16 protein-coding genes are annotated in these 23,406 nt (G+C 58.7%); 11 read left to right on the forward strand and 5 right to left on the reverse strand.

Annotated features, from left to right (window positions below):
* The first annotated feature begins 81 nt into the window (after positions 1-81).
* From rplK to rpoC, 6 genes are all read left to right on the forward strand, one after another.
* Positions 82-510, forward strand: a complete 429-nt coding sequence (gene rplK, locus ABD806_RS17150; protein WP_344960030.1) for a 50S ribosomal protein L11 — start codon at positions 82-84, stop codon at positions 508-510.
* A gap of 4 nt (positions 511-514) precedes the next feature.
* On the forward strand, positions 515-1,213 hold the full coding sequence (gene rplA / locus ABD806_RS17155; RefSeq protein ID WP_344960031.1) for a 50S ribosomal protein L1: 699 nt from the start codon (positions 515-517) through the stop codon (positions 1,211-1,213).
* A gap of 240 nt (positions 1,214-1,453) precedes the next feature.
* Positions 1,454-1,957 carry a 50S ribosomal protein L10 gene (gene rplJ / locus ABD806_RS17160; protein WP_116475732.1) on the forward strand — a complete coding sequence of 168 codons (504 nt, stop codon included), beginning with the start codon at positions 1,454-1,456 and terminating at the stop codon, positions 1,955-1,957.
* Positions 1,958-2,011: 54 nt separating this feature from the next.
* Positions 2,012-2,377 carry a 50S ribosomal protein L7/L12 gene (gene rplL / locus ABD806_RS17165; RefSeq protein ID WP_344960032.1) on the forward strand — a complete coding sequence of 122 codons (366 nt, stop codon included), beginning with the start codon at positions 2,012-2,014 and terminating at the stop codon, positions 2,375-2,377.
* Between the two features lie 223 nt (positions 2,378-2,600).
* Complete coding sequence (rpoB, locus tag ABD806_RS17170) at positions 2,601-6,629, forward strand: DNA-directed RNA polymerase subunit beta (protein WP_344960034.1); 4,029 nt, start codon at positions 2,601-2,603, stop codon at positions 6,627-6,629.
* Positions 6,630-6,699: 70 nt separating this feature from the next.
* Positions 6,700-10,911, forward strand: coding sequence for a DNA-directed RNA polymerase subunit beta' (gene rpoC / locus ABD806_RS17175; protein ID WP_344960036.1), 4,212 nt, complete (start codon positions 6,700-6,702; stop codon positions 10,909-10,911).
* A gap of 420 nt (positions 10,912-11,331) precedes the next feature.
* On the opposite strand, the gene cysG is transcribed toward rpoC, so the two are convergent.
* From cysG to ppa, 5 genes are all read right to left on the reverse strand, one after another.
* Entirely contained in the window at positions 11,332-12,726 is a 1,395-nt protein-coding gene (cysG, locus tag ABD806_RS17180) for a siroheme synthase CysG (protein ID WP_344960037.1), read from the reverse strand.
* A 526-nt stretch (positions 12,727-13,252) separates the two neighbouring features.
* On the reverse strand, positions 13,253-14,020 hold the full coding sequence (locus ABD806_RS17185) for a phosphoadenylyl-sulfate reductase (protein WP_344960038.1): 768 nt from the start codon (positions 14,018-14,020) through the stop codon (positions 13,253-13,255).
* The gene (gene cysI / locus ABD806_RS17190) at positions 14,010-15,713 is read right to left on the reverse strand and encodes an assimilatory sulfite reductase (NADPH) hemoprotein subunit (RefSeq protein ID WP_344960040.1); all 1,704 of its coding nucleotides are present in this window, start codon (positions 15,711-15,713) and stop codon (positions 14,010-14,012) included. Before cysI ends, ABD806_RS17185 begins: the two co-directional genes overlap by 11 nt.
* Positions 15,713-17,509, reverse strand: coding sequence for an assimilatory sulfite reductase (NADPH) flavoprotein subunit (locus tag ABD806_RS17195; RefSeq protein WP_344960042.1), 1,797 nt, complete (start codon positions 17,507-17,509; stop codon positions 15,713-15,715). Before ABD806_RS17195 ends, cysI begins: the two co-directional genes overlap by 1 nt.
* Before the next feature lie 460 nt (positions 17,510-17,969).
* Positions 17,970-18,500, reverse strand: a complete 531-nt coding sequence (gene ppa / locus ABD806_RS17200) for an inorganic diphosphatase (RefSeq protein WP_344960043.1) — start codon at positions 18,498-18,500, stop codon at positions 17,970-17,972.
* Between the two features lie 195 nt (positions 18,501-18,695).
* On the opposite strand from ppa, the gene mpl reads away from it, so the two are divergent.
* The 5 genes from mpl to ABD806_RS17225 all read left to right on the forward strand — a co-directional run bounded on the left by mpl (position 18,696) and on the right by ABD806_RS17225 (position 23,077).
* A complete protein-coding gene (gene mpl, locus ABD806_RS17205; protein ID WP_344960044.1) occupies positions 18,696-20,060 on the forward strand; it encodes a UDP-N-acetylmuramate:L-alanyl-gamma-D-glutamyl-meso-diaminopimelate ligase in 1,365 nt (454 codons plus the stop codon).
* Entirely contained in the window at positions 20,047-20,676 is a 630-nt protein-coding gene (locus tag ABD806_RS17210; RefSeq protein WP_344960045.1) for a flavin prenyltransferase UbiX, read from the forward strand. Before mpl ends, ABD806_RS17210 begins: the two co-directional genes overlap by 14 nt.
* Before the next feature lie 66 nt (positions 20,677-20,742).
* Positions 20,743-21,273 carry a hypoxanthine phosphoribosyltransferase gene (hpt, locus tag ABD806_RS17215; RefSeq protein ID WP_344960046.1) on the forward strand — a complete coding sequence of 177 codons (531 nt, stop codon included), beginning with the start codon at positions 20,743-20,745 and terminating at the stop codon, positions 21,271-21,273.
* A gap of 110 nt (positions 21,274-21,383) precedes the next feature.
* Positions 21,384-22,307, forward strand: a complete 924-nt coding sequence (locus ABD806_RS17220; protein ID WP_344960047.1) for an ABC transporter ATP-binding protein — start codon at positions 21,384-21,386, stop codon at positions 22,305-22,307.
* Positions 22,304-23,077 (forward strand): ABC transporter permease, encoded by a 774-nt coding sequence (locus tag ABD806_RS17225; RefSeq protein WP_344960048.1) that lies wholly within the window; start codon positions 22,304-22,306, stop codon positions 23,075-23,077. Before ABD806_RS17220 ends, ABD806_RS17225 begins: the two co-directional genes overlap by 4 nt.
* Positions 23,078-23,406: the final 329 nt, after the last annotated feature.

A 23,406-nucleotide genomic window follows, 5' to 3' on the forward strand; every position in this document is an offset into this window, starting at 1 on the left:
ATTTGCCGCCCTTTTAACTTTGGGGAGCCGATAAGGAGCAAGACTCCGAGGCGCTATCACCCGTTCACGAGGTATTTTTCAATGGCTAAGAAAGTACAAGCCTACATCAAGCTGCAGGTTGCGGCCGGTGCAGCTAACCCGAGTCCTCCCGTTGGTCCTGCCCTGGGTCAGCACGGCGTTAACATCATGGAATTCTGTAAGGCGTTCAACGCCCGTACAGAAAGCCTGGAAAAAGGTTCACCGACTCCGGTTATCATCACCGTCTACAGTGACCGCTCCTTCACCTTCGAAACCAAGACTCCGCCTGCGGCCTTCCTGCTGCGTAAAGCGGCTGGCATCAAGTCCGGTTCCGGTAAACCCAACAAAGAGAAGGTGGGTACCGTTACCCGCGCTCAGTTGGAAGAAATCGCAACTGTGAAATTGCAGGACATGACCGGTGCCGATCTGGACGCCCGTGTTCGTTGTATCGAAGGTACTGCCCGGTCCATGGGCCTGGTAGTGGAGGGCTAAGACGATGGCTAAACTGACCAAACGCATGCGTACCATCCGTGAGCGCGTTAACGCATCACAAGAGTACCAAATCAACGAAGCCGTTGCCCTGCTGAAAGAGCTGGCGACCGCTAAATTCGTAGAGAGCATCGACGTTGCCGTTAACCTGGGCATCGATGCACGTAAATCCGACCAGAACGTGCGTGGCGCCACCGTGCTGCCGCACGGCACCGGTCGTGACGTGCGCGTTGCCGTGTTCGCTCAGGGCGCTAATGCCGAAGCCGCTAAGGCTGCCGGTGCCGAACTGGTCGGCATGGACGACCTGGCCGACCTGGTCAAGAAAGGCGAAATGAACTTCGACGTCGTTATCGCCTCTCCCGATGCCATGCGTGTTGTCGGCCAGCTGGGCCAGATCCTGGGCCCGCGCGGCCTGATGCCGAACCCGAAAGTGGGCACCGTGACCCCGAACGTTGCCGAAGCCGTTCAGAACGCCAAGGCCGGTCAGGTGCGCTACCGTAACGACAAGAACGGTATCATCCACACCACCATCGGTAAGGTTGATTTCGACGCAGATAAGCTGAAAGGCAACCTGGAGTCTCTGCTGGCTGCGCTGAAGCGCGCCAAGCCGGCCTCCTCCAAAGGCCAGTACATCAAGAAAGTCAGCCTGTCCACCACCATGGGCGCCGGCGTGACTATCGAGCAAGCTAGCCTGGATGTTGCTTAATTAAGCATTTACAAGGCGCGGGATTTCTCTTAGAATTTTGCGCCTTGTAATTTGGTTGGGGGCTTCGACTCCCGTCCAAGACCGCTGGAGACTTTAACGTCTTAATTTTCCAGCGTAGATGGTGCCGGGACCCAGTTAGAAAGATTTCCTTTCTTCTGGAATCTGCCACCTTGGTGCCCCCGATAAAGGGGCGTGTGTTTAATCTGGGTATAACCCAGGTGGAATCCAGGAGTTTAGCCAATGGCATTAAGACTCGACGACAAAAAAGCAATTGTTGCTGAAGTCAACGAAGCTGCCAAGGGCGCCCTGTCTGCAGTTGTTGCCGATTCTCGCGGCGTGACTGTAGCTGCCATGACCACCCTGCGTAAGCAAGCCCGTGAAAACGGTATCTACCTCAAGGTAGTCCGTAACACCCTAGCTCGCCTGGCAGTGGAAGAGACCAACTACGAATGCCTGAAAGAGGTGTTTGTTGGTCCTACCTTAATCGCGTTTTCCAACGAGCACCCGGGCGCAGCTGCCCGTCTGTTCAAGGATTTTGCCAAAGAGCAGAAAGCGTTTGAGGTGAAAGGTCTGGCATATGAGGGCGAGTTCATCCCCGCAGCCGATATTGACCGTCTCGCAAAACTGCCGACTTACGACGAAGCGATTGCGAAGCTGATGGCGACTATGAAAGAAGCCTCCGCTGGCAAGCTGGTGCGTACCATCGCTGCCCTGCGCGACAAGAAAGAAGCCGAAGCCGCCTAAGCTGTTTCTGGCTGCTTGATTACCGAATACTTCAGAACATTAGGAATTTGAGTCATGTCTATCACTAAAGACCAAATCATTGAAGCCGTTGCAGAAATGTCTGTAATGCAAGTTGTTGAACTGATCGAAGCAATGGAAGAGAAGTTCGGCGTTTCTGCCGCTGCTGCCGTTGCCGTTGCCGGTGAAGCTGCTGTTGCTGCCGAAGAGCAGACCGAATTTGACGTTATCCTGACTGCTGCTGGCGCCAACAAAGTTGCCGTTATCAAAGCCGTCCGTGGCGCTACCGGTCTGGGCCTGAAAGAAGCCAAGGGCCTGGTTGAGTCCGCTCCTGCCGCTGTTAAAGAGCAGCTGAGCAAAGGCGAAGCCGAAGCACTGAAGAAAGAACTCGAAGAAGCCGGTGCTTCTGTTGAGCTCAAATAAGCTAGACTATAGCTTAGCGGCCTGAGCAATCGGGCTAGGGCTGGTGAATCTTCATTCACCGGCCCTTTTGCGCTGTGGGATGAGGGGAATTTTCACACCGTTTGATCCCCTTGTTGTACCAGCCATCGGGTTTTGTCGAGAGACCCGGTCTGACAAAAAACGGTGTTTTAGAGCTGTCCCATTTGGACAGAGTGGGTCACTTATCAGCGAGCTGAGGAACCCTATGGTTTACTCTTACACAGAGAAAAAACGCATTCGTAAGGACTTCGGTAAGCGTGACCAGGTCTTGGACACGCCTTACCTGCTGTCAATCCAGCTTGACTCCTTCAAACAGTTTATTGATGCAGATCCGCAAGGCGAGTACGGTCTGGAAGCGGCTTTCCGTAGCGTTTTCCCTATCACCAGCTATTCTGGCTCTGCCGAGTTGCAGTATGTCAGCTATCGCCTGGGTGAGCCCGTGTTTGACGTACAGGAATGTCAAATCCGTGGTGTGACTTACTCGGCGCCCCTGCGCGTCAAGTTGCGCATGGTGTTGTATGACAGAGAAGCCGCGGCCGGCACTGTCAAGGACATCAAAGAGCAAGAAGTCTACATGGGCGAAATCCCGCTCATGACTGAAAACGGCACCTTTGTCATCAATGGTACCGAGCGGGTAATTGTTTCCCAGCTGCACCGCAGCCCGGGTGTGTTTTTCGATCATGACCGTGGCAAGACCCATTCCTCCGGGAAGGTGCTCTATAACGCCCGGGTGATCCCCTACCGTGGTTCCTGGCTCGATTTTGAATTCGATGCGAAAGACAACCTGTTTGTCCGTATCGACCGTCGTCGTAAGTTGCCCGCATCCATTATCCTGCGCGCGCTCGACTTCACCACCGAAGACATCCTGGCCACCTTCTTCGAGACCACCAAGTTCGAAGTGATCGATGGCAAGTTGATGATGGAGCTCAAGCCCGAGCGCCTGCGTGGCGACACCGCCTCGTTCGATATCGTCGTCGACGGTGAAACCGTGGTGGAAACCGGTCGTCGTATCACCGCCCGCCATATCCGCCAGCTGGAAAAGGCCGGCGTCGAGCAGATCGAAGTGCCGGTGGAATATGCCGTCGGCAAGGTGTCGGCCAAGGATTATATCAACGCCGATACCGGCGAAGTGATCGTGGCCGCCAACAGCGAGTTGAGCCTGGAAAACCTGGCCAACCTGTCTGTGGCCGGCTTCAAGCGGTTCGAAACCCTGTTTACCAATGAACTGGATCACGGCGCCTATATGTCCGAGACCCTGCGTGTAGATTCCGCCACCAGCCGACTCGAGGCCTTGGTCGAAATCTATCGCATGATGCGTCCGGGCGAGCCGCCTACCCGTGATGCGGCCGAGACCCTGTTCGAGAACCTGTTCTTCTCCGAAGACCGGTATGATCTGTCCACCGTAGGTCGGATGAAATTCAACCGCCGCCTGCTGCGCGATGATTCGAACGGTTCCGGCACCCTGACCAAGTCAGACGTCGTCGACGTGATGAAGCAGCTGATCGCCATCCGTAACGGCAATGACGAAGTGGACGATATCGACCACCTGGGCAACCGTCGTATCCGCTCCGTCGGCGAAATGGCCGAGAACCAGTTCAGGGTCGGCCTGGTGCGGGTCGAGCGGGCGGTGAAAGAACGGTTGTCGCTGGGCGATCTGGATACCCTGATGCCTCAGGACCTGATCAATGCCAAGCCGATTTCTGCCGCCGTCAAGGAATTCTTCGGTTCCAGCCAGCTGTCCCAGTTTATGGATCAGAACAACCCGCTGTCGGAAGTGACCCATAAGCGCCGTATCTCGGCCCTGGGCCCGGGCGGTCTGACCCGTGAACGCGCCGGCTTCGAGGTGCGCGACGTACACCCGACCCACTATGGTCGTCTGTGCCCGATCGAGACCCCTGAAGGTCCGAACATCGGTCTGATCAACTCGCTGGCCTGTTACTCGCGCACCAATGAATACGGTTTCCTCGAGACCCCGTATCGTAAGGTGGTGGACAGCCAGATCACCGATGAGGTGGACTACCTGTCGGCCATTGAGGAAGGTCACTTCGTGATCGCCCAGGCCAACGCGGCTACCGATGAAGACGGTCGCCTGCTGGAAGATCTGGTACCTTGTCGTCACAAGGGTGAAGCCACTTACATGAATGCGGACCAGATCCAGTACATGGATGTGAGCCCGCAGCAGATCGTATCGGTTGCAGCCTCGTTGATCCCCTTCCTGGAGCACGATGACGCCAACCGGGCCTTGATGGGCTCGAACATGCAACGTCAGGCGGTACCGACCCTGCGCGCCGACAAGCCGCTGGTGGGAACCGGTATCGAACGTGCCGTGGCGGTGGACTCCGGGGTGACCTCGGTCGCCAAGCGTGGCGGTGTGGTCGACTATGTGGATGCCTCCCGTATCGTGGTCAAGGTCAACGAAGACGAGATGCTGCCGGGCGAAGCCGGTATCGACATCTACAACCTGACCAAATACACCCGTTCCAACCAGAACACCTGTATCAACCAGCGTCCCTGTGTGATGCCGGGCGAGCGGGTGATGGGCGGTGACGTACTGGCCGACGGTCCGTCGACCGATCTGGGTGAACTGGCCCTGGGCCAGAACCTGCGTGTCGCCTTCATGCCCTGGAACGGCTACAACTTCGAAGACTCCATCCTGCTGAGTGAGCGGGTGGTGCAGGAAGATCGCCTGACCTCCATCCATATCCAGGAGCTGTCCAGCATCTCCCGTGACACCAAACTGGGTCCGGAAGAGATCACCGCCGACATCCCCAACGTGGGTGAGGCCGCCCTGAGCAAGCTGGACGAGTCCGGTATCGTTTATGTGGGTGCCGAGGTCAAGCCTGGCGATATCCTGGTGGGCAAGGTAACACCCAAGGGTGAAACCCAGCTGACCCCGGAAGAGAAGCTGCTGCGCGCCATCTTCGGTGAGAAGGCTTCCGACGTGAAGGACTCTTCGCTGCGGGTACCCAACTCCGTGTACGGCACCGTGATCGACGTGCAGGTCTTTACCCGCGATGGCGTGGAAAAAGACAAGCGCGCCCAGGATATCGAGCAGATGCAGCTGAAGCAGGCCAAGAAAGACCTGACCGAAGAATTCAGCATCCTCGAGGACGGCATCTATGCCCGCGCCCGCTCGGTACTGATCGCCGCCGGTATGAGTGCCGAGAAAGTCGACAAGATAGCCCGCGCCAAATTGCTGGAGCAGGCCCTGGACGATGAAGGCAAACAGATCGAACTGGAACAGATCGCCGAGCAGTATGCCGAGCTGAAAGCCGACTTCGATAAGAAGTTCGAGAACAAGCGTCGCAAGATCACCCAGGGCGATGATCTGGCACCGGGTGTGCTGAAGATCGTCAAGGTTTACCTGGCCGTGAAGCGTCGCATTCAGCCCGGCGACAAGATGGCCGGCCGTCACGGTAACAAGGGTGTGGTATCCACTATAGTTCCGATCGAAGACATGCCTCATGACGAGCATGGCCGTCCGGTCGATATCGTGCTCAACCCGCTGGGGGTACCCTCGCGGATGAACATCGGTCAGATCCTCGAAACACATATGGGCTTGGCTGCCCGGGGTATCGGCGAGAAGATCGATCGCATGATCAAGGAACAGCAGGAACTGGCCCGACTGCGCGAGTTTCTCCAGGAAGTCTATGACCTGGGGGATGGCGTACAGCAGAAGGTGGATATCGCCAGCTTCTCTGATGCGGAAGTTAAGGTGTTGGCCGAAAACCTGCGCAAGGGTTTGCCGATCGCCACACCGGCGTTTGACGGTGCCCGCGAGCGTGAGATCAAGCGCCTGCTGAGCCTGGCCGATCTGCCCGAATCCGGCCAGATCACCCTGTTCGACGGTCGTACCGGCAATGCCTTCGAGCGTCCGGTCACCGTGGGTTATATGTACATGCTGAAGTTGAACCACCTGGTGGACGACAAGATGCATGCCCGTTCTACCGGTTCCTACAGCCTGGTTACCCAGCAGCCGCTGGGCGGTAAAGCCCAGTTCGGTGGTCAGCGTTTCGGGGAAATGGAAGTGTGGGCACTGGAAGCATACGGTGCCGCCTATACCCTGCAGGAAATGCTGACCGTCAAGTCGGACGATGTGAACGGCCGGACCAAGATGTACAAAAACATCGTGGACGGCGATCACCGGATGGAGCCGGGCATGCCCGAGTCCTTCAACGTACTGTTGAAGGAAATCCGCTCCCTCGGTATCAACATCGAGCTGGAAGAAAATTAAGGCGAGAGACTGCCTCGAAATTACGGCGCCCTTCGGGGCGCCCAGGTAGAACTCCTGACAGGAGACTAACGTGAAAGACTTGCTTAAGTTTTTGAAAGCGCAGAGTAAGACTGAAGAGTTTGACGGTATCAAAATCGGTCTGGCTTCCCCGGACATGATCCGCTCTTGGTCCTATGGCGAAGTCAAAAAGCCTGAGACCATCAACTACCGTACCTTCAAGCCGGAGCGTGACGGCCTTTTCTGTGCCCGGATCTTCGGACCGGTCAAGGACTATGAGTGTCTGTGCGGTAAATACAAGCGCCTCAAGCATCGCGGTGTGATCTGTGAGAAATGCGGCGTTGAAGTTACCCAGACCAAGGTGCGCCGTGAGCGCATGGGCCACATCGAGCTGGCCAGCCCGGTTGCCCATATCTGGTTTTTGAAATCCCTGCCGAGCCGCATCGGCTTGCTGATGGACATGACCCTGCGCGATATCGAGCGGGTGCTGTACTTCGAATCCTACGTGGTGATCGAGCCGGGGATGACCAACCTGGAACGCAGCCAGATGCTCTCAGAAGAGCAATATCTGGATGCGCTCGAAGAGTGGGGTGACGAGTTTGACGCCAAGATGGGCGCCGAGGCGGTACTGTCTCTGCTGCGTGCCATCGAGCTGGAAAATGAAATCAAGACCATGCGTGAGGAGCTGGATCAGACCAACTCCGAAACCAAGCGCAAGAAGATCACCAAGCGCCTCAAGCTGATGGAAGCCTTCCATTTCTCCGGCAACAAGCCCGAGTGGATGGTGATGACGGTGCTGCCCGTGTTGCCGCCGGATCTGCGTCCGTTGGTACCTCTGGACGGCGGCCGCTTCGCGACTTCCGATCTGAACGATCTGTATCGCCGGGTGATCAACCGTAACAACCGCCTCAAGCGTCTGCTGGATCTGGCCGCGCCCGACATCATCGTGCGCAACGAGAAGCGCATGCTACAGGAATCCGTTGACGCCCTGCTGGACAACGGCCGTCGTGGCCGGGCCATCACCGGTTCCAACAAGCGTCCGCTGAAATCCCTGGCCGATATGATCAAGGGTAAACAGGGTCGCTTTCGTCAGAACCTGCTGGGTAAGCGGGTCGACTATTCCGGTCGTTCCGTTATTACCGTGGGCCCGACCCTGCGTCTGCATCAGTGCGGCCTGCCCAAGAAGATGGCGCTCGAGCTGTTCAAGCCCTTCATCTACGGCAAGCTGGAAGCCCGTGGCCTGGCGACCACCATCAAGGCCGCGAAGAAGATGGTCGAGCGGGAAGAAGCCGTGGTCTGGGATATCCTGGATGACGTGATCCGCGAGCATCCGGTACTGCTGAACCGGGCACCGACCCTGCACCGTCTGGGCATCCAGGCGTTCGAGCCGGTACTGATCGAAGGCAAGGCGATCCAGCTGCACCCCCTGGTGTGTGCGGCCTATAACGCCGACTTCGACGGTGACCAGATGGCGGTACACGTACCGTTGACCCTGGAAGCCCAGCTCGAAGCCCGTGCACTGATGATGTCCACCAACAACATACTGTCACCGGCCAACGGCGAACCCATCATAGTTCCGTCCCAGGACGTGGTACTGGGTCTGTATTACATGACCCGGGACAAGATCAACGGCAAGGGTGAAGGCATGTTGCTGACCAGCGCGAAAGAGGCCGAGAAGGTCTATCGTGCGGGTCATGCCGAGCTGCATGCCCGGGTCAAGGTGCGGATCACCGACTTCGAGAAAATGGAAGACGGCAGCGTGGTGGAAAAAACCGCCATTCGCGATACCACTATCGGCCGTGCCATCCTGTCGTTGATCGTACCCAAGGGGCTGCCCTTCGAGATGATCGATCAAGCGATGGGTAAGAAGCAGATCTCCAAGCTGCTGAACGGTTGTTACCGTCGTCTGGGTCTGAAAGATTCGGTTATCTTCGCCGACCAGCTGATGTACACCGGTTTCCATTACGCCACCCTGTCTGGGGTGTCCGTGGGCATCAACGACATGGTGATCCCGGATGCCAAGAAAGACATCATCAGTGAAGCCGAAGCGGAAGTCACCGAGATTCAGGAACAGTTCCAGTCTGGTCTGGTGACCGCCGGCGAGCGCTACAACAAGGTTATCGATATCTGGGCCAGCGCCAACGAGCGGGTGTCCAAGGCGATGATGGATAACCTGTCGAAAGACACCGTTATCAACCGCGACGGCGAGGAAGAGCTGCAATCCTCTTTCAACAGCATCTTTATGATGGCCGATTCCGGCGCCCGGGGTAGTGCCGCCCAGATCCGTCAGCTGGCGGGGATGCGTGGCCTGATGGCGAAGCCGGACGGCTCCATCATCGAAACGCCGATCATCGCCAACTTCCGCGAAGGTCTGAACGTACTGCAGTACTTCATCTCGACCCACGGTGCCCGTAAGGGTCTGGCGGATACGGCACTGAAGACGGCGAACTCCGGTTACCTGACCCGTCGTCTGGTCGACGTGGCCCAGGATTTGGTGATCACCTCCGACGACTGCGGTACCCATGAAGGCTTGTGGATGACCCCGCTGATCGAAGGCGGTGACGTGGTCGAGCCTCTGCGCGAGCGGGTGCTGGGCCGGGTGGTCGCCGAAGACGTGGTGCGCCCCGGTACCGAAGAGGAGATACTGGTTGCCCGTAACACCCTGCTCGATGAGAAGTGGTGTGACGAGCTGGAGGCCAACTCCGTCGACCGGGTCAAGGTGCGCTCCGTTATCACCTGTGACAACGACCATGGTGTCTGCGCTCACTGTTACGGCCGTGATCTGGCCCGTGGCCACCTGGTCAACCAGGGCGAAGCGGTCGGTGTTATCGCCGCCCAGTCCATCGGTGAGCCGGGTACCCAGCTCACCATGCGTACCTTCCACATCGGTGGTGCGGCATCGCGGGCGGCGGCGGAAAACAGTATCCAGGTGAAAAACGCCGGTACCGTCAAGCTGCAGAACGCCAAGTATGTTACCAACAGCGACGGCAAGACGGTGATCGTGTCGCGTTCTTCCGAGTTGACCATTATCGACGAGATGGGTCAGACCCGTGAGAACCACAAGCTGCCCTACGGCGCCCTGCTGGAAAAAGCCGACGGCGAAACCGTGCAGGCCGGCCAAGTTGTGGCCAACTGGGATCCGCATACCCACCCGATCGTTACCGAGGTAGCCGGTCGTATCAAGTTTATCGATATGATCGACGGCGTGACCATCAGCCGTCAGACCGACGAGCTGACCGGTTTGTCCAGCATAGTGGTGATGGATGTCAACGAACGTCCGAGCGCCGGTAAAGAGCTGCGTCCGACCGTGAAACTGGTGGATGAAGCCGGTAAAGACGTCTTTATCCCGGGTACCGACCTGGCCGCCCTGTACTTCCTGCCCGGTCGTGCGATCGTCAGCCTGGAAGATGGCGCCCAGCTCAACGTGGGTGACGCCCTGGCGCGTATCCCGCAGGAATCCGGCGGTACCAAGGACATCACCGGTGGTCTGCCGCGGGTTGCCGACTTGTTCGAAGCCCGTCAACCGAAAGAACCGGCCATACTGGCCGAGATCTCGGGTACCATTTCCTTCGGTAAAGAGACCAAAGGCAAGCGTCGCCTGGTGATCACCCCGATCGAAGGCGGCGACGCCTACGAAGAGATGATCCCCAAATGGCGTCACTTGAACGTGTTCGAAGGTGAAAAGGTTGAGAAGGGTGAAGTCCTGGCCGATGGCCCGGAGTCTCCCCACGATATCCTGCGCCTGCGTGGCATCAGCCCGGTGGCGAACTATATCGCCAACGAGGTGCAGGAGGTTTACCGCCTGCAGGGTGTTAAGATCAACGACAAGCACATCGAGACCATAGTGCGTCAGATGCTGCGTCGTGCCGAGATCCTGGATGCCGGTGATTCCGACTTTATCAATGGCGAACAGGGTGAAGTGGTACGTATCCGTCAGGCCAACCGTGTACTGGAAGCCGAGGGCAAGCGCCCGATCAGCTACCGTCACGTGCTGATGGGTATTACCAAGGCTTCCTTGAGCACCGAGTCCTTTATCTCTGCGGCGTCTTTCCAGGAAACCACCCGCGTACTGACCGAAGCCGCCGTTTCCGGTAAGGTAGACGATCTGCGTGGCTTGAAAGAGAACGTGATCGTGGGCCGTCTGGTACCTGCCGGTACCGGTTTCGCCTACCATCAGGGCCGTCAGGCCAAACGTCAGCCGGAGCAGCCGGTACAGATTTCGGCGGATGAAGCCGAGCAAAGTCTGGCCGACCTGCTCAACGCTGCCGGTAGCAATGAAGAATAAGTAATATCTCGACTCGCTGATAAGACAAGGGCTCCCGCAAGGGGGCCCTTTTTTATTGTGTGTCAGACATCTAAGGTGGAATGCTCATCCCAATTTCATTAATACCAATTCCAGTAAGGGTTTGATTAGCATTTGGATTCAGCCACCAGAGGCAACACAGCCACCTCTCACGACACGCCGTAAAGGCTCGGACCCGTCCCCGGCATGGTCACGGTCGTGAAAGGCGTTCTCTGTTGCCTCTTCTTGAACACCGAGCTGTCCGCAGACTGCGCCAACAGGCAACACCGGAGCATTCGTGAGGACAAAGGGAGCCGCGCCACGGATGGCGCGGCTGAGCCTACAAGGATGTATTTACGGCGGGTTGGAGGGACGGACCCTTGTCCGGGGTTGATATAAATCGATTGTCTAATGTGATGGGTGTCAGGCGCAGTGCCCTGCTGCCGGCGGGATGTCTGCGCTCTTGAACCAGGCGAGGGAGTCAGCCAGGGTCGTCACTTCACCGATCACGATCAGCGCCGGGCTTTCCACCCGGGTGGCCAGCTCGGCCAGCTGCTCCAGGCGTCCGCGTACCACCCGCTGGGCCTGGGTGGTGCCGCGTTCGATCAGGGCGATGGGGGTATCCCCGGCTCGGCCATGTTCAACCAGCCGTTGTTGGATATGCGCCGAACGCATCAGCCCCATGTAGATCACCAGGGTCTGGTTACCGGCCGCTAGCGAGGTCCAGTCCGGTTCGATGCCGTCCTTCTTGCAGTGGCCGGTGATAAACACCGCGCTTTGGGCATGATCCCTGTGGGTCAGGGGGATGCCCGCATAGGCGGTGGCCCCGGCGGCGGCGGTAATACCGGGCACCACCTGATAGCGGATGCCGGCCTCGCGCAGGGTTTGCAGCTCTTCGGCGCCGCGGCCGAACATGAAGGGATCGCCGCCCTTCAGGCGTACCACCCGTTTGCCGGCACTGGCATGCTTAACCAGCAAATCGTTGATTTGCTCCTGGGGCACACTGTGATGGCCGGCCTTCTTGCCCACGGAAATCCGCTCCGCTTCGGGGCGGATCAGCGCCAGGATGTCGTCGGAGACCAGCTGGTCAAACAAGACCACATCGGCTTTTTGCAGCTCGTTCAATGCCTTGATGGTCAGTAAATCGGGGTCTCCCGGACCCGCGCCCACCAGTATGACTTCACCGGTCTGCGGCGCCTGCATCTCCTGCTGTAGCCAGATTTCGGCGGCGGCCAGGTTGCCCTGTTTCAGCAGGGCATTCAGGGTCTGATCGTCCTGGGTCCGGGCCCAGAACCGACGCCGCTGCTCACTGTCGGCAAAGCACTGTTTTACCGCCTGTCGCAGGCGGCCCGAGAGGGTGGCCAGTTCGCCGAGGTGCCTGGGCAGCAGGGCATCCAGGCGGGCGCGCAACAGCCGGGCCAGCGAGGGGGCGCCACCGCCGGTGCTGAAGGCGACCTGTATCGGCGGTCGTTCGACGATGGAGGGGAAAATCACGGCGGAGCGTTTGCTGTCATCTGCCTTGTTGACCAGCAGGCCCCGCTGATTGGCCAGCTGATAGACCCGGGCATTGACTTCCAGGTCGTCGGTGGCGGCGATCACCAGGAATTGGCCATCCAGGTGGGCTTCGGCAAAGGGCATGGCCAGCCAGGTGAACTGATCCTGAATGGCCTGCAGCTCATCGGCAAGGGTGGGGGATACCAGGGTGACTCGGGCTCCCCGGGCCAGCAGCAGCCTGACTTTACGGGCCGCCACCGAACCGCCCCCGACCACCAGGCAAGGGCGCTGTTCTATTTTAATAAAAAGAGGTAGATGTGCCATGACTGGTCCCGCCGATTGATAAGATAACTAGACTATAGGCAGAAACACTTATCCCTCAAAATACTAAAAAATAATTTTTTATTCTTTTTTGGTATTTTAAAGGCATCTAAGCCCGTCAGGCGCAGCTGAGTCATTGCTGGCTCTCGCGCAAGTTCCTGCCGGCAATCCGAAGATCAAGAAGAGAGGTTAGGGTGTGTCCCGTTACTGTGCATTAATGTCGCTGACACTGTACCGCTGCGAGGCAGGGCGCGCACCGCGCAGTTTGGTGGGCCCAAATCAGCGGTAAGTCACGCGTCAACGGAGCGGCACAGCCTCAGCCCTGCGGGTCGCGGCCCAACAGGGCGGGCTCTGTGTTAGCAGGCGGTCCACTATGCGTTGCGCCTGCTGCCGTGGTCGCGCCCTGTTGGGAGGGCGACGAAATCATGAACGGTATCGGGACACACTCTGGATCCCATTGGTGGTTACTGGCGTAGCGGCGCCCGGGGCCAAGGCTGTTTATGTTGGCGGTAAGGTAGCGGGAGGCAGCTTAAATACCGCTGCCGTCCAGTTCCTGCTGCTCATGCAGGCCGCACTCACGCTTCATGCCATGGAAGCGGGTATCGGCTTCGCTCATGCCCGGCTCCCATTTGGTGGTGGTATGCACATCGCCTACCGAGACATAGCCCTGCTCCCACAGGGGATGGTAGGGCAGTTCGTGTTCCTGCAGGTAGTAGTGTACATCCTTGTTGCTCCAGTCGATCACCGGCAGAAACTTGAACAGGCCGTTTTGCAGCCCGAGCACCTGCAGACCCTCTCGGCTATCGGACTGGCTGCGGCGCAGGCCGGAAAACCAGGTGCCGGCATTCAGCTCGCGCAGGGCGCGCTGCATCGGCTCGACCTTGTTCAGCCGGTTGTAACGGGTGATGCCTTCCAGCCCTTGCTCCCACAGCTTGCCGTAGCTGGCCTCCTGCCAGGCGGCAGACGTTTGCGCCCGATAGACCTTGAGATTCAGCCCGAGCCGCTCGGTCAACTCATCGATGAATCGATAGGTTTCCGGAAACAGATAGCCGGTGTCGGTGAGGATCACCGGGATATTCGGCTTTTCCCGGGTCACCAGGTGCAGCATCAGCGCTCCCTGGATACCGAAGCTGGAGGAGAGCACCGGCTCTCCTTCCAGGTTCTCCAGTGCCCAGCGCACCCGCTCGGCGGCCGTCATGGCCGCCAGCTGTTGGTTCAAGGGGGCCAATGCTTCTTGTTGTTCCGCCCGGGACAAGTTGTTCAGCTCGTCCAGGCTGGGCAGCAGACTAGATGTCATAGTAGCTAGCATAGAAGTCCCTCGCAGAATCCACGACCGGGGCAATCACCTTGGCGCGGATAACAAAATCACCGAAGCCTTCACCGGGTTCACGCTCGGCGGCCCAGCGGCCGATCAGCACGTCAATTTCCTGCAGGATCTGGGCATCGGTGATGTTTTCCCGGTACATGCGCGGGATGCGCGTGCCTTCCCGGTTGCCGCCCAGGTGCAGGTTGTAACGGCCGGGGGCCTTGCCGACCAGGCCAATCTCGGCCAACATGGCGCGGCCACAGCCGTTGGGGCAGCCGGTGACCCGGAAGATGATGGCGTCGTCGGCAACCTTGTGCTTGGCCAGCAGTCCTTCGATGTCGGTGACAAAGGCGGGCAGCATGCGCTCCGCCTCGGCCATCGCCAGCGGGCAGGTGGGCAGGGCGACACAGGCCATGGAACTCTTGCGCTGCTCGGTGACATTGTCTTCGAGCAGGCCGTGGGCGCGCGCCAGCTTCTCTATCTTGGGCTTGTCCTTGGTGGCGACGCCGGCGATGATCAGGTTCTGGTTGGCGGTCAGGCGGAAATCGCCCTTGTGCACCTTGGCGATTTCCTGCATACCGGTTTTCAGCGGCTTGCCGGGGAAGTCCAGGATGCGGCCGTTTTCGATAAACAGGGTCAGGTGATGCTTGCCGTCTATGCCCTTGACCCAGCCGAAGCGATCGCCGCGGCCGGTGAATTCATAGGGGCGGCTGTCGGCAAACTGGATGCCGGCGCGCTTCTCGACCTCGGCCTTGAACACCTCGATACCGACCCGCTCCAGGGTATATTTGGTTTTGGCGTTCTTGCGCTCGGAACGGTTGCCCAGATCCCGCTGGGTGGTGACCACGGCGGCGGCCACCTCCAGGGTGTGGGACAGGGGAATAAAACCGAAATCGGTGGCCTTGCGCGGATAGGTGGCGGTATCGCCATGGGTCATGGCCAGGCCTCCGCCCACCAGCACGTTGAAGCCCACCAGCTTGCCGTTTTCGGCAATGGCCACGAAGTTGAGGTCGTTGGCATGCACATCGACATCGTTCTGCGGCGGGATCACCACAGTGGTCTTGAACTTGCGCGGCAGATAGGTGGGGCCCAGGATAGGTTCTTCGTCCGGGGTGTCCAGTCGTTCACCGTCCAGCCAGATCTCCACATAGGCGCGGGTCTTGGGCAGCAGGTGCTCGGAGATTTTCTTGGCCCACTCATAGGCCTCCTGATGCAGCTCGGACTCGACCGGATTGCTGGTGCACAGCACGTTGCGGTTGACGTCGCCGGCGGTAGCGATGGAGTCGATGCCGGTGCTGTTCAGCACCTGGTGCATGTGCTTGATATCGCGTTTGAGCACGCCGTGGAACTGGAAGGTCTGGCGGGTGGTCAGCCGGATGCTGCCGTAGATGCTGCTTTCTTCGGCAAACTTGTCGATCACCAGCCACTGCTTGGGGGTGATGATGCCGCCGGGCAGGCGGGCGCGCAGCATCACATTGTGCAGGGGCTCCAGCTTCTGGGCGGTGCGCTCGTTGCGGATATCGCGGTCGTCCTGCTGATACATGCCGTGGAAGCGGATCATCTGGAAGTTGTCGCCGTTAAAGCCGCCGGTAAGCGGGTCCTGTAAATCCTGCTCTATGGTGCCGCGCAGGAAGTTGCTCTCGCGCTTGAGGCGCTCGTTGTCGGACAGTTTTTGTTCGCTCATCAGTAAACATCCCTTTGGTAACGCTTGGCGCTGCGCAGCGCATCTACATATTCTTCGGCCTGTTCACGGCTCTGGCCGCCATGCTCGGCCACCAGCTCGATCAGGGCCTCGTGCACGTCTTTGGCCATCTGGTTGGCATCACCGCACACATAGAAGTGGGCGCCCTGTTCCAGCCAGGCATAGACTTCGGCGCCCTGCTCACGCAGCTTGTGCTGCACGTAGACTTTCTCGGCCTGGTCCCGGCTGAAGGCCAGGGAGACCTTGTTCAGCAGGCCGGACTTGACGTAGCGCTGCCATTCGATCTGGTAGAGGAAATCCTGGGTGAAATGGGGGTTGCCGAAAAACAGCCAGTTCTGACCAGCCGCATCCTGGGCTTCCCGCTCTTGCATAAAGGCCCGGAAAGGCGCGATACCGGTGCCGGGGCCCACCATGATCACCGGGGTGTCGCCGTTGGCCGGCAGGCGGAAGTTGTCGTTGTGCTCGACAAACACCCGCACCTGGCCGCCTTCGGCCACCCGATCGGCCAGGAAGGAAGAGGCCCCGCCGCTGCGTTCTTCGCCTTTCTGTTCGAAACGCACCACGCCCAGGGTCAGGTGTACTTCTTCTTCCACTTCCGCCTGGGAAGAGGCGATGGAGTACAGCCGCGGTGTCAGGCGGCGCAGGGCGGCCTGCAGCTGTTCGACGGTCAGCTTGGTTTTCTTCTCCCGGGCGATATCCAGGATCTGATGTTCGGCGCAGTATTCGCGCAACGCAGCCTTGTCTTCCACCAGCTTCAGCAATTTCTTGGCGCCGGACAGTTCGGCATAGGCCTGCACGAAGCTGGCGTAGCCCTGGGTCAGCTCGTAGTGACGGATCAGTGCCTCGCGGATGGACAGCACCTCGTCATCCACCTTGACCTTGGCATCGGCGGCCACCCCTACCTGGGCCAGCAGCGCGTCCACCAGGGCCGGATCGTTATCGAACCAGACACCCAGGGCATCGCCGGGCTGGTAACTCAGGCCGGAGCCCTCCAGGGAGATTTCGATATGGCGGATATCCTTGTCTGAATCCCGGCCGGTGATCTTCTGGTTGGTGATCAGTTCGGCCTGATAAGGTTTTTTCTTGCTATAGACACCGGCGGTCTGGGGCAGGCTGACCACGGCGCCGTTGGCGGCGGCTTGCTCGACCTTGAGGGCATCTTCCAGCAGGCTGATGGCCGACTTGCTCCAGGACTCGGCCGCAGCGTCGTAATCCACATCGCAATCGATCCGGTCCAGCAGGCGTTTGCCACCCGCATTGGCCAGGTATTCGTCAAAGTCCTTGGCCGTCTGGCAGAAGAATTCATAGGAAGAATCCCCCAGCCCCAGCACGGCATAATGCAGGCCATCGAGCTTGCCGACCTTGCCGGCCTTCAGCTGCTTATGGAATTCGATGGCGTCATCGGGCGGCTCGCCCTCGCCATTGGTGCTGGTGACGATCAGCAGGTGGGTTTCTTTCTTCAGCTGCTTGACCTTGAAGTCGGCCACATTGAACAGCCCAGCCTGAATACCGGCGGCATCGGCCTGCGCCTTGAGCGCTTCCGCCACGCCCTTGGCGTTGCCGGTTTGGGACGCATAGAGGATGGTCAGCGTGGCGGCGGGCTGGACGGCGGCGGCCGGAGCCACGGCCACACCCTGGGACTGCTGACTGATGCCGTAAAAATAGCCGCTGACCCAGGCCAGCTGGGTGGCACTCAGTTCGGCAGCCACCTGAGTGAGCTTGTGTACTTGTTGTTCGTTGAGCGGGCTGGCTGCCGCCGCGAGTTCCTTTAAAAGCATGACTGTGCCTTCCACTTTTCCAGATAGCGGATAGCTTAAGCCAGGTCAACGGAAAACAATAAAGAATAAAAGATGATTTTTTATTCCATCAAAGAATATGAATGATGTGTCCGGCGGTTTTACGGTCGCGGCTTGGCGGCGTCCAGCACGGGGGGCGAACGGAACTGGAAAGGAAAAACCGCACTCTTTCGACCGCATGCCAATTGTTAATCATGTTTCATTGGTGTTAAAATGGGCTACCAAATTCACAACGGGAGCGCCGGATGCACAAAAGTAAGCCCAGAATGATCTGGTTGCTTCTCTTCGTCGGTTATATCTCGAGTCTCGGGATACTGGCCACCATGATAGCCTGACCCGATACGACGGCGAGCCCGGCCCGCCGTTTTTAATCTGTCAGCATCATAAGCACAAAAAGAGCACCCGGGGTGCTCTTTTTGTTGCGCAATTTGTGGGCCTGATCTTAGGCCTGCTGGTAACGCTCGACAGAGGCCAGGATTTCGGCTTCGGCGGCGGCCTTGTCTTCCCAGCCGTCTACCTTCACCCATTTACCGGCTTCCAGCTCTTTATAACGCTCGAAGAAATGCTTGATCTGGGCCTTCAGCAGTTCGGGCAGGTCGTTGACGTCCTGGATATGGTCGTATTCCTTGGTCAGCTTGCTGTGGGGTACGGCTACCACCTTGGCGTCTTCACCGGACTCGTCGGTCATCTTCAGCACGCCGACGGGGCGGCAGCGGATCACCGAGCCAGGCACCAGGGGATGGGGAGTAGGGACCAGCACATCCACGGGGTCGCCGTCCAGGGACAGGGTCTGGTTTACATAGCCGTAGTTGCAAGGATAGAACATGGGGGTGGCCATAAAGCGGTCGACGAAGACGGCGCCCGTGTCCTTGTCGATTTCATACTTAATCGGATCTGCGTTCTGGGGAATTTCGATCACTACATAGATATCTTCGGGCAGGCTTTTTCCGGCCGGTACCTGGTTCAGGCTCATGACGTTTCCTTCAGTGTTGTCCGTTATTGGCTGAATAACTGAGTTTACCACCGTTACCGGGAGACATCTGTTATACAAATGGGTAACGGTGATTTAGGCGGCACATTATAACCGCTGTCGCACAGATCGCCAGACGGCTGCCCAAAGTGATGATGGATTGTTAGAATGTGCGCAATACAGCATCAAGGGCACTCTATGCATATTCATATACTGGGCATCTGCGGCACCTTCATGGGCGGCCTGGCGGTACTGGCGCAGCAATTGGGTTATCGGGTCACCGGCAGTGACGCCAATGTCTATCCGCCGATGAGCACGCAGCTGCAGCAGCAGGGTATCGAGCTTACCGAGGGTTATGATCCGGCTCAGCTCGAGCCGGCGCCGGATCTGGTGGTGGTCGGCAACGCCATGAGCCGGGGCAACCCCTGTGTGGAGGCGATGCTCAATCGCCGTATCCCTTATACCTCGGGGCCCCAGTGGCTGCTGGACCATGTGTTGCAGGAGCGCTGGGTATTGGCGGTGGCCGGTACCCACGGTAAGACCACCACAGCCAGCATGCTGGCCTGGATCCTGGAAGATTGCGGCCTCGAGCCCGGCTTTCTGATCGGTGGTGTGCCCGGCAACTTCGCCGTCTCCGCCCGTTTGGGGGATGCGCCTTTCTTCGTGATTGAGGCCGATGAATACGACTGCGCCTTTTTCGACAAGCGTTCCAAGTTTGTCCACTATAGGCCCAGCACCCTGATCCTCAACAACCTTGAGTTTGATCATGCGGATATCTTTCCCGATCTTGCGGCGATACAGCGGCAATTCCATCATCTGGTGCGAATGGTGCCGGGCCATGGCCGTATCCTGGTGCCGACCCATACCGAGTCCCTGGAAACGGTGAAGTCCATGGGCTGCTGGAGCGAGCTGGAATATGTGGGGGCCGACGGCCAGTGGCAGGCCGAGCCGCTGGGGCCGGACGGCAGCCGCTTTGCGGTCTGGCTCGACGGCAACAGGGTCGGCGAGGTGAATTGGTCCTGTATCGGCCAGCATAATGTCCATAACGGCCTGATGGCGCTGGCGGCAGCACGCCATGCGGGGGTTCCGGTGGTCGAGGCCATCGCCGCCCTTAATCGGTTTCGTTCGCCGAAGCGGCGTATGGAGCTGAAGGGTGAGGTGGCGGGCATTCGGGTATGGGATGACTTCGCCCATCATCCGACCGCCATCGCCACCACCCTGGGCGGGCTGAAAGCCAGCACGGCCAGCGGCCGGATCTTGGCGGTGCTGGAACCCAGATCCAACACCATGAAACTGGGAATACATCAGCAGGAGCTGGTGGACTCCCTGGCCGAGGCCGATCAGACTTATCTGTTCCAGCCTCCCGGGCTGGAGTGGGATCTGGCGGCGGTGGCGGCTGCCTGTCCCGAGGGCCGCTTGTTCCGGCAGCTGGACGAACTGATTGCCGTGCTGGTGGACTCGGCGCGGGCCGGCGACCAGGTACTGATCATGAGCAATGGCGGCTTTGGCGGTATCCATGAGCGTCTGTTGCTGGCATTGAGGGCAGCCCATGTACCCGCGTGAACAACAGGTCACTCTGGCGCTGACCGGCGCCTCCGGCGCCCCCTATGCCTTGGCCCTACTACGTCAGCTGCTGGCGGCCGGCATGCAGGTGCATCTGCTGGTATCCAGTGCCGCCCGGGTGGTGCTGGCTACCGAGCAGGGGGAGCAGTGGCCGGCCAAGGCTGATGCCCTGGCCGAATATCTGACCGAGGCCTATGATGCCGAGCCCAGACAGGTCCGGGTCTATGGCAGGGAAGAGTGGTTTTCGCCGGTGGCTTCCGGCTCGGGGGCGCCCAAACGCATGGTGGTCTGCCCCTGCTCCATGGGCACTGTGGCCGCCATCGCCCAGGGTGCCTCGGACAACCTGATTGAACGGGCCGCCGATGTGGTGCTGAAAGAAAAGGGTCAACTGATCCTGGTGCCGAGAGAAACCCCATTGTCCGCCCTGCACCTGGAGAATCTGCTTAAGCTCGCGAACCTGGGGGTGACCATAATGCCGGCGGCGCCGGGCTTCTATCATCAGCCTCAGAGCATCGAGGATTTGGTGCACTTCATGGTGGCGCGTATCCTGGATCATCTGGGCATAGAGCAGTCGCTGACCGAGCGCTGGGGTTATGGCAAGCCCAAGTGCCGTTAACCGCTATTTTCTGTAAAATACGCTTTTGAATTAAACAGGGTCCTTTGGATCTGGGGGAGTAAGCAAATGAAGCACACAGTTGAGGTCCTGATCAGTACCGAACAGGTCGATGCCAGGATCAAGGCGTTGGGCCAGGCGATTAATGCCCATTTCCAGGATGCGGAAGAACTGGTGATGGTGGGCCTGTTACGGGGGTCCTGTGTTTTCCTGGCCGACCTGTGCCGTCAGATCGAGTTGCCGGTGCGGCTGGACTTTATGACCGCCTCCAGCTACGGCAGCAGTATGGAAAGCAACCGGGACGTGCGTATCCTCAAAGACCTGGATGACGATATTCAGGGCAAGCATGTGTTGATCGTCGAAGACATCATAGATACCGGCAATACCCTCAGCAAGGTGAAGGAAATCCTCTCCCTGCGCGGCCCGGCTTCGCTGACCATCTGTACCCTGCTCGACAAGCCCGAACGACGGGAGGCCGAGGTGCCGGTCGACTGGGTTGGCTTCACCATTCCCGACGAGTTTGTTGTGGGTTATGGCATCGATTATGCCCAGCGTTACCGCAACCTGCCTTATATCGGTAAGGTGATCCCCCTGGAGTGAGCCAGTTTCTTGTTTCTATGAGTTAATCCTGATGCCCCGCGTCCGGAGCTCTGTCTGTTATTTGCCCGGGTACCGCTCTGGGCATTTGTTTTTATTCCATGGAGCCAATAATGACCAAAGCACTGGAGATCAATGGCCTGCGCAAGACCTACGCCGGTGGCGTGGAAGCTTTGAAAGGCATAGATCTGGCAGTCAACCAGGGCGACTTCTATGCCCTGCTCGGTCCCAACGGGGCGGGTAAATCCACCACCATAGGGATTATTTCCTCCCTGGTGAACAAGACGGCCGGCAAGGTCAGGGTGTTCGGCTTCGATATCGACACCCAGCTGGAGCAGGCAAAGACCCAGATCGGCCTGGTGCCCCAGGAGTTCAATTTCAACCAGTTTGAAAAAGTGGGCCAGATAGTGATCAACCAGGCCGGCCTGTATGGGGTCGAGCGTAAAGAAGCCAAGGCACGTGCCGAGCGCTACCTGAAACAGCTGGATTTGTGGGAAAAGCGGGATATGCCCGCCCGCACCCTGTCCGGCGGCATGAAACGGCGGCTGATGATAGCCCGGGCCTTGATGCATGAACCCAAGCTGTTGATCCTGGATGAGCCTACCGCCGGGGTGGATATCGAGATCCGCCGGGCCATGTGGGATTTTCTCAAGGAAATCAACGAGCAGGGTATCACCATTATCCTGACCACCCACTATCTTGAAGAGGCGGAGATGCTGTGTCGCAACATCGGTATCATCGACAAGGGCCGGCTGGTGGAAAATACCAGCATGAAAGGCCTGCTCGGCAAGCTGAATGTGGAAACCTTTATCCTGGATCTGGCGCCCGACAGTCGTGAACCCTTCCTGTCCGGCTTCAACTGGCAGCTGCTGGACGATCACACCCTGGAGGTCGAGGTGAAGAAAGAACAGGGGCTGAACGGTGTCTTTGCCCAGCTCAACGAACAGGGTATTCCGGTACTGAGCATGCGCAACAAGGCCAACCGCCTGGAAGAGTTATTCGTCACACTGGTGGAGCAGGGGAGAACGACAGCATGAGCGGTCAACGTTATTACATCGCCTTTAACAGCATACTCCACCGGGAAATCGTGCGCTTCATGCGTATCTGGGTACAGACCCTGGTGCCGCCAGCCATCACCATGACCCTGTATTTTGTGATCTTCGGCAACCTGATAGGTTCGCGGATCGGCGAGATGGGCGGTTATTCCTATATGGCTTTTATCGTGCCCGGCCTGATCATGATGTCGGTGATCACCAATTCCTACTCCAACGTGGCTTCTTCTTTCTTCAGCAGCAAGTTTCAGCGTAACGTGGAAGAACTGCTGGTGGCCCCGGTGCCCACCTATGTGATCATCGCCGGCTATGTGGGCGGCGGCGTGGTCCGGGGCCTGGCGGTGGGGCTGATCGTCAGCCTGGTGTCGTTGTTCTTCGTGCAGCTGCCGGTGAGTCATCTGTTCAGCATAGTGTTTACCGTGTTGCTGACCGCCATCCTGTTTTCGCTGGCCGGGCTGCTCAATGCCATTTTCGCCCGCACCTTCGATGATATCAGCATTATTCCCACTTTTGTGCTGACGCCGCTGACCTATCTGGGCGGGGTGTTCTACTCCATCAACCTGCTACCCGGGTTCTGGCAGACGGTGTCCCATGCCAACCCGGTGCTCTATATGGTGAACGCCTTCCGCTATGGTTTCCTGGGTATCAGCGACGTGCCGCTGGCTACTGCCTACGGCATCATCATCGGCTTTATCGCCCTGTTCTACGGTGCCGCCTGGTACCTGATACATACCGGGCAGGGACTGCGCCACTGAGTGAAAAAGGCAGCCAGTTGGCTGCCTTTTTGGTTGTTAATGCCGCTGAAAATCGGCCAAAGGGCACTACTCTGCCGACACGCCGTAAACCCCTCCCTGGGGGCTCCGCTGCGTCATCCATGGCGCAGAGGGTCGGCGGAGCAGATCTCTTTGGCCTCCCATTGGCATAAGAGTTGTCTATATGACGTCAACCGGCGGCCATAAGTCTTCAGGCGGGAAAAGGGATTAGGCTCAGCCGGCCATCCGCGCCAGGGACGGCGCGGCTGAGCCTACAGGGAGGTATTCACGGCGAGCCGGCGGAGGCTAACCCTTTTGTCGGTATCCATAGA

Source organism: Zobellella aerophila, from assembly GCF_039539325.1.
GTDB classification, from domain to species: Bacteria; Pseudomonadota; Gammaproteobacteria; order Enterobacterales; family Aeromonadaceae; genus Oceanimonas; species Oceanimonas aerophila.